The organism is Cellulophaga sp. F20128, from assembly GCF_023015805.1.
Taxonomy (GTDB): Bacteria; Bacteroidota; Bacteroidia; order Flavobacteriales; family Flavobacteriaceae; genus Cellulophaga.
Genome location: NZ_JALKBA010000002.1, coordinates 377,612 through 392,366, shown reverse-complemented (window position 1 = coordinate 392,366; position 14,755 = coordinate 377,612). Strand labels below are relative to the sequence as shown.

General features: G+C 37.0%; 9 protein-coding genes. 1 reads left to right on the top strand and 8 read right to left on the bottom strand.

The genetic code is table 11. The features are described 5' to 3' along the window. Nucleotides 1–72 precede the first annotated feature (72 nt). The 8 genes from MWU65_RS03835 to MWU65_RS03800 all read right to left on the bottom strand — a co-directional run bounded on the left by MWU65_RS03835 (nt 73) and on the right by MWU65_RS03800 (nt 12,079). Nucleotides 73–927, bottom strand: a complete 855-nt coding sequence (locus tag MWU65_RS03835; RefSeq protein WP_247075846.1) for a fumarylacetoacetate hydrolase family protein — start codon at nt 925–927, stop codon at nt 73–75. 24 nt (nt 928–951) lie between these two features. Then, nucleotides 952–2,532 carry an arylsulfatase gene (locus MWU65_RS03830; protein ID WP_247075845.1) on the bottom strand — a complete coding sequence of 527 codons (1,581 nt, stop codon included), beginning with the start codon at nt 2,530–2,532 and terminating at the stop codon, nt 952–954. A 140-nt stretch (nt 2,533–2,672) separates the two neighbouring features. After that, nucleotides 2,673–4,253 carry an arylsulfatase gene (locus MWU65_RS03825; protein ID WP_247075844.1) on the bottom strand — a complete coding sequence of 527 codons (1,581 nt, stop codon included), beginning with the start codon at nt 4,251–4,253 and terminating at the stop codon, nt 2,673–2,675. Then, entirely contained in the window at nt 4,253–6,604 is a 2,352-nt protein-coding gene (locus MWU65_RS03820; RefSeq protein WP_247075843.1) for a PDZ domain-containing protein, read from the bottom strand. The genes MWU65_RS03825 and MWU65_RS03820 overlap by 1 nt, the downstream gene beginning before the upstream one ends. An 11-nt stretch (nt 6,605–6,615) precedes the next feature. After that, entirely contained in the window at nt 6,616–8,859 is a 2,244-nt protein-coding gene (locus MWU65_RS03815) for an alpha-L-fucosidase (RefSeq protein ID WP_247075842.1), read from the bottom strand. A 142-nt stretch (nt 8,860–9,001) separates the two neighbouring features. After that, nucleotides 9,002–9,769 (bottom strand): glucose 1-dehydrogenase, encoded by a 768-nt coding sequence (locus MWU65_RS03810; RefSeq protein ID WP_247075841.1) that lies wholly within the window; start codon nt 9,767–9,769, stop codon nt 9,002–9,004. 10 nt (nt 9,770–9,779) lie between these two features. Beyond that, nucleotides 9,780–11,039, bottom strand: coding sequence for an L-fuconate dehydratase (locus tag MWU65_RS03805; protein ID WP_348646017.1), 1,260 nt, complete (start codon nt 11,037–11,039; stop codon nt 9,780–9,782). Nucleotides 11,040–11,203: 164 nt separating this feature from the next. Further along, the gene (locus MWU65_RS03800; RefSeq protein WP_247075839.1) at nt 11,204–12,079 is read right to left on the bottom strand and encodes an AraC family transcriptional regulator; all 876 of its coding nucleotides are present in this window, start codon (nt 12,077–12,079) and stop codon (nt 11,204–11,206) included. Between the two features lie 376 nt (nt 12,080–12,455). Here MWU65_RS03800 and MWU65_RS03795 point away from each other — a divergent pair, with 376 nt between their 5' ends. Beyond that, nucleotides 12,456–14,747: a glycoside hydrolase family 95-like protein gene (locus MWU65_RS03795; RefSeq protein ID WP_247075838.1), complete on the top strand. Its 2,292-nt coding sequence runs from the start codon at nt 12,456–12,458 to the stop codon at nt 14,745–14,747. The last annotated feature ends 8 nt before the right edge of the window (nt 14,748–14,755 follow it).

Sequence of the window (14,755 nt, the reverse complement as noted above, 5' to 3'; positions counted from 1 at the left end):
ATTCCCTAGAATTTAAAATGTACTCCCCGTAAAATTGATACCAGACTTGTAACCTACACAAGTGCCTAAATTTTATTTATATGCTCTTGCAGTTTGTGTTGAAGTACCCAAACCATCGATACCCAATTCAACAACATCTCCGTCTTTTAAATACGTTGGTGGCTTTAAACCAAGACCAACTCCAAAGGGTGTTCCTGTAGAAATTACATCTCCAGGAAGTAAAGTCATGTACTGGCTGATATAACTTATTTGCTTTGGTATGTCAAAAATAAAATCAGAGGTATTGCTATCCTGCATCATTTTACCATTTAACGTTAGCCAAAGTCTAAGGTTATGTGGATTTTTAATTTCATCTTTTGTCGCCATAAAAGGCCCTAAAGGAGCATAGGTATCACAACTTTTACCTTTTACCCATTGTCCTTCTCTTTCTAATTGAAATTCGCGTTCGCTATAATCGTTATGCAAGACATAACCGGCAACATAATCCATAGCTTCCTCCTCAGAAACATAGGATGTTTTTTTACCAATAACAATGGCCAACTCTACTTCCCAATCTGTCTTAACACTGCCTTTAGGAATTACAACGTCATCATTTGGGCCTACTATTGCAGATGTTGCTTTAAAGAATAAGACAGGCTGACTAGGGACAGCCATACCACCTTCTGCGGCATGTTTGGCATAATTTAAGCCCACACACACTATTTTAGACGGACGTGTAAACGGGGGGCCTAAACGTGTCTCTTTAGAAACAACTGGACATGAAGCCTCATTCGTATGCAACCAAGTTTTTAATTTTTCCAATCCATCATTTTCGAAAAATTGCTCGGTATAATCCTGACCAAATTTCGAAACATCTAACCAAGTGCCGTCTTCTTTCTGTATTCCTGGCTTTTCATTACCGGCTTCTCCAAATCGTATTAGTTTCATAAGTAATAATTATTATGTTTTATATTAATTAGTTTCTGTAATCCATTCTATTTGTTTCCAATTCTCAACCGAATCATTGGACTGAACAGCACCCGCAGTACTTCTCCCATCCATAATCTGTTTGGCTAACAACTGTTTTAATTCCGCCACTTTCTCAGGGTGCGATGCTTGTAAATTCTGAGTTTCACCAACATCTTCTTTTAAATTGTACAACTGTATTTCTGGCAAATCCTTTGCTTCTTTAGCGTTGGGTCTTGGAGCGCTCCATCCTGCAGATCCTGCGGCCAAAATTAATTTATAATCGCCTTTTCTAATGGCAAAACTCCCATTTATAGAGCTGTGAATTGTAGCCTCTCTTTTATAGGTCGCTTTAGGTTCGTTTGCCAATAACGACAAGAATGAAAAACTGTCTTCTCCTTCGTTATCTTCCAATGATCCTCCCACTATATCTGCAGCCGTTGCCAATAAGTCTGTGGTACAAATTGTGGCATCAGATGTACTACCAGGCTTTACTTTTGCGGGCCATTTTACAATAAATGGTACTCTATGTCCACCTTCATAAATATCCGCTTTATGCCCTCTATACTCCCCACTTGGGTGGTGTCCTTTTTCTGCCAATATTTTAAAGTCTGCCTGAGGAGAACACCCATTATCACTGGTAAAAATTACAATGGTATTTTCTGCGATGCCTGCTTCTTCAATGGTAGCTACCAATTTTCCCATAAAATCATCAATCTGCATCATAAAATCTGCATATGGATTTAAACCGCTTTTCCCCAACCACTCTTCTGTCGGTAAAATAGGTGTATGCGGTGATGGTAAGGGTAAATACAAGAAAAACGGTTTGTCATTGTTAGCGTTCTCTTTTATAAACTTAAAGGAGCGTCTAAATAAATTAGGTGTTACATCGGTATGCACAAAATCTGGACTTGTTGGTCCTTCACGCCACCATGTATATTTTCCTTTGTCTACCGTAACTGTATCCGGAACAGCAGTAGGCATTCCATTCTCTACATATACATACGGTGCCATATCTAAGGAACCACTATGCCCGTAGGCATAATCGAACCCCAAATCGTTTGGTGAATTTGTAATAGGTTTGGAAAAATCTATATTTTTAAAGTCTTTAGGATTCCAGCCATTACCAACCACACTATCTCCAGAAGACAAGGCCCAATCCCAACCTAAATGCCATTTTCCAATAAACCCAGTATGGTAGCCATTTTTTTTCAGGAAAGAAGCTACCGTTGTTCTGCTATTGGGAATCAATGCTTTGGATGCCCCTGTTAAAACACTACTTTTTAAGCGGCTTCTCCAATTGTAGCGACCGGTAAGAATACCATATCTTGTTGGAGTACACACTGCAGAGGACGTATGTGCATCTGTAAATTTAATTCCATCTGCCGCCAATTGATCCAAATAGGGAGTGCTTATTTTTCCATTCGGATTAAAGGCTTTAATGTCTCCGTATCCCAAATCATCTGCCAAAACATAAATAATATTGGGCTGTTTTTCTGGGATGACAACGCCTTCTTTTTTCTTTTCATCACAAGCTGAAAATAAAAATAAGATACACAGTACAGCAAGTAAATTTTTTGACTTCATTATTTCGTTCTTAAGTTCGGTTGTATTTCCTTTTTTGTTTCTAAAAATACCCCTTTCTGGGCTTTCTTTTTACTTTATTTTTTGATCTATTATATTGAAAGATCACTTAAAATCATTTCTATTTAAACACTAATCTAAACCTATTCCGATGCTGTAATCCATTTTATTTGTTTCCAATTTGAAACTGAATCATTGGCTTGTACAGCTCCAGAAGTACTTCTTCCATCGGTAATTTGCTTTGCCAATAACTGTTTCAATTCTGCAACCTTCTCTGGATGGGATGCCTGTAAATTCTGAGTTTCACCAACATCTTCTTTTAAATTGTACAACTGTATTTCTGGCAAATCCTTGGCTTCTTTAGCGTTGGGTCTAGGAGCGCTCCATCCGGCAGAGCCTGGCGCCAAAATTAATTTATAATCGCCTTTTCTAATAGCAAAACTCCCGTTAATTGAACTGTGGATTGTCACCTCTCTTTTATATTTGTTTTTAGCACCATCTTGCAGTAGCGACAAGAATGAAAAACTGTCTTCTCCTTCGTTATCTTCCAAAGTAACACCAACAATATCTGCTGCAGTTGCTAATAAATCTGTAGTACAAATTGTGGCATCAGATGTAGACCCTGCCTTTACTTTGGCTGGCCATTTTACAATAAAAGGCACTCTATGTCCGCCTTCAAAAATATCGGCTTTATGCCCTCTATACTCCCCACTTGGGTGGTGTCCTTTTTCGGCCAATATTTTAAAATCTGCTTGAGGGGAACAACCATTGTCACTTGTAAAAATTACAATGGTATTTTCTGCAATGCCCGCCTCCTCAATGGTAGCTACTAATTTTCCCATAAAATCATCAATCTGCATCATAAAATCTGCATATGGATTTAAGCCACTTTTCCCCAACCATTCTTCCGTTGGTAAAATGGGAGTGTGTGGTGATGGCAAGGGTAAATACAAGAAAAACGGTTTGTCTTTGTTAGCGTTTTCTTTGATAAAATTAAAAGAACGTCTAAAAAAATTAGGCGTTACATCGGTATGTACAAAATCTGGACTTGTTGGCCCGCCTCGCCAATGTGTATACTTCGCCTTATTTATCGTATTTTTTAGAGGAATGCTCGTAGGCATACCATTCTCTACATACACATAAGGTGCCATATCTAGGGAACCATTGTGTCCGTAAGCATAATCGAACCCTATATCGTTTGGTGAATTGGTCACTGCTTTGGAAAAATCTATATTTTCAAAATCTTTAGGATTGTGCGCCTTATCTATAAGGGAATAATCCGGATTTAAAGCCCAATCCCAGCCCAAATGCCATTTACCAATAAAACCGGTATGGTAACCATTTTTTTTAAGCAAGGAGGCTACCGTTGTTCTGCTATTGGGAATCAATGCCTTAGAAACACCCGATAAAACACCGCTTTTTAATCGGCTTCTCCAATTGTAGCGTCCGGTAAGAATACCATATCTTGTTGGTGTACAAACTGCTGACGAAGTATGAGCATCTGTAAATTTAATTCCGTCTGCTGCTAGTTGGTCTAAATAAGGCGTGCTTATTTTCCCATTCGGATTAAAAGCCTTTATGTCTCCATATCCCAAATCATCCGCTAAAACATAAATAATATTGGGCTGCTTTTCAATCAGGGTAAAGGCCTCCTTTTTAGTTTCATTACAAGCTGAAAATAAAATGAACGCACCAATTACAAGTAATACATTTACTGCCTTCATTATTTAGTTGTTAGGTTAATTTGCTGTTCTTTTTGATTCCTAAAAATACCCAATCCAATTTTTCCTTTCCAATTTAGTTTTTGATATGTACTGATTAAATCTGCAATTGAATTAATTTCTTTTCCTTCGGCACTAACAATGACATCGCCAACGGCAATCCCTGATTTTTTCAATATACTAGATTCCTCTAGTGATACTACCAACACTCCAGCCGTTTTATTTAACCCAGAAGCAGATCTTTCTGCCATTGTTTCAATATTTTTCAATACTGCATGTTGCCATGTTACTTTATCTGATGCTTTACTGTTAGCACTAAAATACAAATCAGGAAATGTAGGTTTTTGGGCTAAGGCTTTAAGTTTTTCGTTTTTCACCCCAAAGACATCTGTTTTAAAAGGTTGAAAACCAATTTTTGCTGCAGCTGTATTTTCTTTTAAATCATAATTACCATTGGCTGCATCAGCAAATTCTAGGCTCCCATAGATACTATGGGCATCTACTCCTTTTTTCTGAGCATCGTCTAAGGCCTCCTTGGAAGGAAAGAAATTGTAATCTACTTCTTTTCCCCATTCGGCTAACCTTATATCCCTATGTTCCGTAAAAACAATATTTTCTTTAAATACGTCTCCACTATTTTTAAACCATACATGCGGGTGAAAACCGTTGTTTAGTATAATATTATTTTCAACAGTTCTGAAAAACCCCTCTCTAAGTTTTAATCCACCATTAAGACAAACATTGTTATAAATATGGTAATTTGAGGATCCATCATCCAAGTCTATATCCCACCCGTGATCACATCTAAACCTATTATTTCTAATTATGGTTGTATGTATGGCGTCCCATTTTGGCATTTCAGGATTATTGGCAACAATCTCATTTAATTTCCCTCTATTTGGATGCCAAAAGCGATCGCGTCCCCAAGAGTTAAAAGCACCATGATCTCCAGACTCCAGCACCGTATTAAACACATCATTAAATTCTATTATATGCCCGCCCCAAGTGCCATCGCCAATATTAATACCTGCTCTTGGCACATCATAGATGCTATTATTACTTACCGTAATATGCATAGCCATTGCTATTTGCACACCTGCCGTCTGCTTCTCTACGCGTCCTATTCTATGAATTAGGTTGTTGTCTACCAAGGCATCTGCCGGATATTTATTGCTTTTTGGTCCTTTTACCGTATCCATTTCAGCTAAAGAAACAAACTCCGAATATTGAAATGATGGTGAACGAACCGCAGAAGGACTCCCTACAAAACTAATTGCAGAAGCACCACAATTGTAAATGTGGTTGTCGGTAATTTTAGTACCTCTATTGTAATTACTAACCAGGATTACATTCCCCCCTAAATTGGTAAACTCATTATTTGCAATTGTGATATCCTTTGTTCCTTCCAAAAGAATTGCCGCTCCTCGATACATGGTCCAATCACTTCGCAATAAAGGCTCATACTCTTCAAATAAGGTACGTTGTGCATGTTCAAACTTTATTCCCTTAATAGTGACCCCGAGTACCGGATTTTCTTCTGTTCCTATAATTTCTATCAAATGCTTTTGAGTAACCCCTTCTGCTATTGTACTTTGTAAATCCATAGCTGTAGACGGCCAATAAAACAAGGTATTCTTAAGGTCTACATACCATTCTCCAGGGCTATCTAACTCTTCAAAAACATTCTCAACCATTCTATATTTTGGGTTCATTTTGGAAGGCCTATTATTTTGATGTCCACCTTCCAATACCAATTCTCCAGTATCATCTACTCCAGTAGCTCTAAAGTGGAATCCACCCCATTCCCCACTGTGCATTGCATGGACTATTGCTCCTGAAGCGGTGGTCCAGTTTTGGATCCGCTCCTTAGCAATGGCATCAGCAGCATGCCCTTGCCAATGTCCACTATTTTCATCATAGTTGGGATAACGCGCTAAAATCTGTTGTTCATTATTTAAAAATAATTGATCAAATTGTGTATTTGCATCCAATTGTGCCTTCCAAATATGATCGTTGTATTTCTCCCATTTTATATTTAAAAGCTCAGAACCTTTAATCGTAGTTTTATCAGTTCCTGCTCCAATAATTTCAACAACACCATGTTCTGGCCCTATTTTAATCGGTGAAGATAATCGGTACTCTCCAGCCTCTAAATGAATTTGAATTGGTGCATTATTCTTGTTTTCGCGATACACCAACACCGTTTTTAAAGCCTCCTCTAGAGACACCACAACTTTACTGTCACCTTCTTTACTAATAGGCTTTGTAGATGAAACATAAATATTAATCACGGAAGTTTTACATCCTACAAGGACTAAAAAAACAATACCTATTACTTTGGAGAATAATTTCATTTCAAATTTTATTAATTAAAAAAATCTAATTCTGCTATCGCGGCTGATTTCCCGCCCCCTGCAATGACTTTGGATTCAATTCTTATATATCTTGTTGTAATTGGACTCTTAAAATTATGGGTTCTTTGGGTAGGGTCGTTGATAAGGTTACCGAACTCAAAATCCGCTACAGTTCTCCAAGTCTTACCATTGTCACTTATCTTTAATAATCCTCTTTCTATCATACCCTTGCCATCAATTTTCTGGGGTGTATATCCAAAACCAGACAGCGTATGGCTTGTTCCCAAATCAATTTCTAGGTAATGCGAAGCATTACTTTCATTGGATGACCAATAGGTATTCTCATCTTCATCAAAAACATGCTCTCCTAGTCGCTTGTCAGTAGAACTATCCGCACCAATAATCTTCCAATCTTTTTTTAGGATACCAAAAACGGCAGATGCCACGCTTCCTTTTTCATTATCATCCAATGCCAAAGCTTTTATTTCTCCAGAATTTACAGAAAACGGTGAGGTAAACAAGGCTGATGCTTTGGTTGGCAAACTACCATCTGTAGTATATCTAATTTCATAACCACCATTCAGGTTCTTAGATATATCATCAGCATCTGGTTTCCAATAGTGCCAAACAAAATCTTCTTTTTTAGGCTGAATACTAACAGCACCCGCTACAGTTCTAGTAATTGAAAGTTGTGGTGGGCGTGTCTTGTAATAATGTGCCGTGATATTAGAAATAGCCGGTGCCAATCTCGATTCCAGAACTTTAATTCTAAGCTTTTTTGTGGTAACCTCCGGAAACCGCAAAATTCTTTTGTATCCAATATTCGTCGCCTTTGCAATTTCTTGCCATGAATCATTGACCCAAGCCTCTACTGTATGGATTTCTACGCGCTCACTGTGGGTTGCAATTGCCTCTTGCAACACCAAACGATTTATTGTAATAGGTGATGAAGTAGTAATAATAATTTCTTTGTTTTCATCACTTAACAATTCATAGCTTTCTGTATCTGCATCTAAAACAGACTCAGGTCCACTTGCTCCTGCCAATAAATTTGTAGCATAGGTAGCTCGTATGCGCTTCCCTGTTTCTTGAAGAACTTCAACGTCCTGGGGTGAAAATTTCCCCTCCCTATTGGGGGGAATATTTAATAAAAAGGTTGAGTTGCCACCAACAGAACGTTCATACATATCAAAAACATCATCTGAGCTTCGCACTTTTTGATTTGTATCATCCCTATAAAACCAACCTGCTCGAATAGACGTATTGGTTTCTGCCTGTTGGTAATGAAGAAACTTGCCCTTGTATAAATCTTCTCTTTGACCTAAGGATGCATTGGTTAAATCTGCAAACCTATTTAATTTTGCAGGATCCTCAGTGTACGGAATTATGTTCCATTCTGTATCTCTTGTTTGCCCTGCTTCATTGCCACACCAGCGAATATCTTGTTTTCCAAAAACAACAGCTTTGGGAGCTAGTTGATGAATTAATTCTTTCCAAGCGAGGTAATTGTAAGTTTGTCCTCCTTTTCTTTTAGGATGTGCACCATCAAACCAAACTTCGTGAATTGGTCCGTACTCCGTAAGTAATTCAAACAATTGATTTAAAAAATATTCATTGTAATCATCTACCTTAAACTTAAAGGTAGTTTTATTCTCAAATGGCTTGCCTGCCACAGGCCTAGGAATTGTACGCTCTGTATATTCACTTAAATTACCGTACAAACCTTCTTTGTTTTCTATTTGATACAAATCTGCTGGCGATAAGTAAACGCCTAACTTTAATCCATACTTCTTACAAGATTCAGATAATTCCCTTAAAATATCGCCTTTACCATCCTTAAATGGCGTAGACATAATACCGTGTTCTGTATACCTACTTTGCCAAAGCACAAAACCATCATGATGCTTCACAGTGATGATCACCATTTTCATCTCAGCTTCCTTCATCGCTTTACACCATTGATCTGTATCTAAATTCTGGAGATTAAAAACTTCAGGGTTTTCCATTCCATTGCCCCATTCCATTCTGGTAAAGGTATTGGGTCCAAAATGAATAAATGCAATAAACTCATTCTTTAGCGCTTCATATTGATTAGTTGTTGGCACTACATGGGCCGCTTTCCGGATTATAGAATCATTTGTATCTATTTCTGTAATTGGAATAGTACTAGCCGTTTCCATCAACAATCCTGTTTCCTTTTCTGCACAAGAAAGTACTACACTAATTAACAATACACCAATTGCAAATTTTTTCATCTTCTATAGTATTATATTTAAAAAAGGATGCTCTTATAAGTTTTACACCTAAAAACATCCAAAATTCTAATCAAAATTGAGAAATTATTTACTTTTTTCCAGTAAAAATCAGGGAACAAATTGCCTTTTCTCCATATTTATTTTAACCATTCAATTTTATAAATCCGCCATCAATAGGAAAATCCGTACCGGTAATAAAAGAAGCTTCATCTGAACACAAATACAAAGCTAAATTTCCAACTTCTTCTGGTTTACCCATACGACCAATTGGCTGTGTCTTTGATAAGTTTTCAAACATTTCCTCTTCCCTACCTGGATAATTTTTACTAATAAAACCATCAACAAATGGGGTGTGAATACGCGCTGGAGACATACTATTGCATCGAATTCCATAACCTACATAATCTTTAGCTACGGAATAGGTCATTGTTAAAACTGCGCCCTTAGACATAGAATAAGCGAACCTATCTGAAATCCCCACAGAAGATGCTATAGATGCCATATTTAAAATAACACCACCTTTATCTTTCATTTTACCAATAACTGCACTCATACAGTTGTAAACGCCTTTAACGTTTACATTATAAACACGATCTAAATCTTCCTCCTCAGTGCCTTCTAAATTACCAACGTGAGCTATACCTGCATTGTTAATTAAAATATCTATGGCACCAGTAATAGTACCTATAACTGCCTGTACATTTTTTTTATCTGCAACATTACAACTATGCGCAACTGCTTCACCTCCATTACTCTTTACCTCTTCTAGTGTAGTTTTTGCGTTGTCTATATTAAGTTCCAAAATATGCACTTTTGCACCCTGTCCCGCTAATGCGATTGATATTGCTTTACCAATACCAGAACCACCACCAGTAACTACAGCCGTTTTCCCTTTTAAATTAAATTTCATTATTTTATTTTTAACTATTTGTTTTTCTATCGTCTTCCCACACCATACCATTTGGAAAGCTATAATCTGCTAAAGATTTTGGCTTCATAGTAATACTATAACCAGCCATTGACGGCGGCATATACGCCCCATTTTTAATCACTACAGGATCAAAAAAGTGCTCATGCAAATGATCTACATATTCTATAATCCTATCTTCCAAAGAGCCACTTACTGCAATAAAATCGAACATTGATAAATGTTGTACATATTCACACAATCCAACACCACCAGCATGAGGACAAACAGGAATCTCAAATTTGGCTGCCATTAATAAAATCGCTAAAATCTCATTTACACCACCAACTCTACAACTATCTATTTGGCAGACCTCTATAGCACCAGCTTGCATTAGCTGCTTAAACATAACTCTATTTTGGCAATGTTCTCCTGTTGCAACTTTAATGGGTGCAACTGCTTTTGCAATTCGTGCATGCCCTAAAATATCATCGGGACTCGTTGGCTCTTCTATCCACCATGGATTGTACTTTTTTAATTCAGCCATACAACTAATAGCCTCATCTACATCCCATTTCTGGTTTGCATCCATCATCAATTTTAGATCCTCTCCTATTTCTTCTCTAATGATACCCGCCCTACGCATATCATCTTTTAAATCAGAACCTACTTTTATCTTAATATGCTTAAATCCTTCTGCTTTTGCTTCTTGGCAAAGACGTCTCATTTTATCATCAGAATACCCCAACCAACCTGCAGAAGTTGTATACGCTGGATATCCATTTTCTTTTAAATACTGGATACGTTCTTGTTTAGAACTTTCATTTTTCTTTAATAATGCAAGCCCTTCTTCTGGTGTAACTGCATCGGTAATATACGTAAAATCTATGCAGGAAATTAATTCTTCAGGACTCATATCTGCCAATAATTGCCACAATGGCTTCCCTTCTTTTTTAGCATATAAATCCCATACCGCATTTACAACAGCTCCTGTTGCCAAATGAATGACTCCTTTTTCTGGCCCTAACCAGCGCAGCTGACTATCACCTGTTATCATTTTCCAAAATTCACCCATATTCTGAGTAAAGCTTTCCAATGTTTTACCCTTGACTAAAGGCGCAAGAGATTCTATTGCCGCTACACAAAGTTCATTCCCTCTTCCGATGGTAAACGTGAGCCCATGCCCCTCTAAACCATCTGGGTGATCTGTTTTTAATATTACGTATGCTGCTGAATAATCTGGATCTGGGTTCATTGCATCTGAACCATCCATTGTTCTGCTCGTAGGAAAGCGTACATCCTTAACTACTATATCTGTAATCGTCGTATCTGTTTTCAAATTTTATAGTTTTAAAAATAAAAACAAATCTAATTTATGAGTTGGTAATAATCTACCAATATTATCACCTATAATGATACTATTTTTGCCCACATACCCTAATCCTGTCTTTTTTCAGTATGAAATCTAACATATTCTGTTGGTGACAAGCCCGTTATATCCTTGAATTGTCTATTAAAATTTGATATATTATTAAACCCAGATTCGTAACATACCGCGGTAACATTGTACTTTTTTTCTAAAAGCAACTTACAACCATACCCTATTCTAATTTCATTTAAATACCTTGTAAAGGTTTTTCTGTGTATTCTTTTAAAGAATCTGCTAAAAGAAGAGGTATTCATATTCGCAACTGCCGCTACATCTTTGGATTGTATAGGCGTATTAAAATTTTTAAAAACAAATTCATAAATCTGATCCAAATTCTTATTATCGGTTTTATTAAAGGAATTTATAAAACCAGCACTAGAAAGCAAGGCGTAGTTTTTATGGTTAGCCAATGAATTTAATATTTCAATTAACCGCATCGTTCGCACAAAAGGAGTATGCTCTAGCAGTTCTACAATTTCCTTTTTTATTTTGGGACTTAAACCAATAAACTTAATTCCGTACATAGACCTTTGGAGTAATTCAGATATAGGCTTCATTTCTGGAACATCAAAAAAACTTGCGCCTAAAAACTCAGCATCAAAATGAACACTTACGGCTTGCGCCACCAAATTAGAATCGGATTGAAAATACTCATCATCGTTTAACCACATGTGTGGTAAGTTTTTGCCAATTAATACTACTTCGCCTTCTTCAAATTTATCTATACTATCACCAACAAAATGTTTGCCGGTACTTTTTAAGACAACTACGAGTTCTAATTCAGGATGATAATGCCATACTTTTAAAAAATTGGAATACTCATTATTTTTAACGGTAAACGAACTGTTTTTAAGACTTGTTCTGTTTATTAAATGTAATTTCATAATTGGGCATTTGACCTATTAACAAAGCGTGAAATTACATTATTTATATAATAACACCTAAAAAAGTATAAAAAGTATTATCAACTGTTAAATTATTGGTAGATTCTTACCTTTATATAATTTACTTTTATAAGATAATAGACATTTTTAAAGTTCTAGTTTTTAAAGTCTGTTAATTAGTTTTTTATTTGAGTTAGTTTTTTGTTAAACAGGGTTGTCTTTTTTGTCAGAAGGCGGCCCTTTTTAAGTTTGGTAGTTATGTAAAATATACAGGAAGTTAACTGGAGGATTTTTATTAAAATAACCAACGCTAGATGTATGGCATTGGGCGATCTAAAAAATAGAACAACTGAAAAAGTAAACAATAAATCGTAAAATGAAAATAAAATTAATACTTATTGCACTGCTACTATTAGGCTCATGCACTACAGACAAGACATCTCCTTGGAATAAAATGCTCCCTGAATATGAATTAAAATTCCCTGCTTTAGCACGTACTTGGGACGAAGGAATTCCGCTTGGAAATGCAACCATTGGTGCTTTAATATGGCAAAACGAAGACGCTTTAAGATTCTCCTTAGATCGGGCAGATTTATGGGATTTACGCCCTATGGCCAATCTAGATTTTGAAAACTATGATTTTAAATGGGTACTAGAACAATGGCACAAAAATACGTACGAAAAAGTACAGCAAAAATATGACGCTCCTTATGACAACCTACCTGCACCATCTAAAATTCCTGCGGCAGCCCTAGAATTTAACAGTAAAAAATTGGGTGAAATTGCGTCCGTTACCCTTAGCCTAAAGAATGCCTTATGTACAGTAAAGTGGAAAAATGGAACTCAATTAACAACCTTTGTACACGCCACCGAACCCATTGGCTGGTATCGGTTTGAAAACCTAACCCAAGAGCTTTCTCCGGTAATTATTGCTCCAAGTTATGTTTCCATAAAAACTGCAGGTCCCGAAGATCCCGTAACTGGAAAAGATTTACGTAGGTTGGAATATCCAGGAGGTAAAATTATAAGCACTAAAAATTCCCATACCTATGTTCAAAAAGGATGGAATGACTTTAGCTACGAAGTTCATACGGAATGGATTAAAGAAGGAACTACTTTAGAAGGAAGTTGGAGCATAAGTTCTAAAAAAACTGAAACGGAAGTAACGGCTACCGCCAAAGAAACCATTGCTGCAAATAGCGCTCTTAACGACAAAGGTAATTTACTGGCAAGCCATAAAAAGTGGTGGACATCCTTTTGGAGCAAGTCTAGTATTTCGATTCCTGACACCATTTTACAAAACCAGTGGTATATGGAAATGTATAAATTAGGTGCCGCCGCTCGCAAAGGAGCACCTCCAATTTCACTACAAAGTGTTTGGACCGCTGACAATGGAAAATTACCACCATGGAAGGGAGATTTTCACCATGACCTAAACACCCAACTTAGTTATTGGCCAACCTACTCTGGCAACCATTTGGATTTAGAAGAAGGGTTTATAGATTGGTTAGAAAAATACAAACCAACTTTTAAAAAATACACCGCTGAATACTACAACACAACTGGAATAAATGTCCCGGGAGTTTCTACCCTTACTGGGGATCCTATGGGAGGATGGATTCAATATGCCTTTGGACCAACAGTAAGTGCTTGGTTAGGACAGCATTATTATTTGCATTGGCGCTATTCTATGGATAGAGATTTCCTTACCAACAAAGCGTATCCTTGGATTAAAGATGTAGCCATTCATTTGGATGAATTATCCGTTTTAGACGCTAACGGAAAAAGAAAACTTCCCTTGAGCTCTAGTCCTGAAATTCACAACAATGCCAGAAATGCATGGTTCGATTCGATGAGTAATTTTGATTTAGCACTTGTGCGATGGACTTTTGAAAAAGCAAGTGAACTTGCCAGTGAACTCGGTAAAAAAGACGAAGCAGAAAAATGGAAAAAAATAGGCTTAGAATGGCCAGACTACGCAGTGAATGAAGATGGATTAATGTTTACAGCAGACTTACCGTTTAATAGTTCTCACCGCCACTTTTCGCATTTAATGGCCATACACCCACTAGGTCTATTAGATTATTCAAACGGCAAGCAACAGCAACAAATTATTGATAAGACCATTGCCAATTTAGACAAAACAGGCTCTAGCCAATGGGTAGGTTATTCTTTTAGTTGGTTAGGCAATTTAAAAGCTCGTGCTTTTGATGGCGAGGGGGCAGCTAAAGCGCTCAAAGATTTTGCAACCTCTTTTGTGTTACCCAACAGTTTTCATGTGAATGGCGACCAATCTGGTACGGGAAAATCTAACTTTACCTACAGACCATTTACCTTGGAAGGGAATTTTGCATTTGCTGCTGGCATCCAAGAAATGCTGATCCAAAGTCATACCGGAATCGTAAAACTCTTCCCAGCCATCCCCAAGAATTGGAAGGAGGTTTCTTTTCAGCAGTTGCGAACAGAAGGGGCATTTCTTATTTCTGCCAAAAAAGAAAAGGGGAGCACAACTTTTGTTCAAATACTTTCTGAAAAAGGAGGAACTATTAAATTAGAAAATCCATTTACAACTAAAGAATTAGAAATAAATGGATCTGAAAGTTATACTTGGAATGATGGTGTTTTAGAGATCGTGACTAAACCGAAAGCTATCATTACCATACACTAAATAAGTGT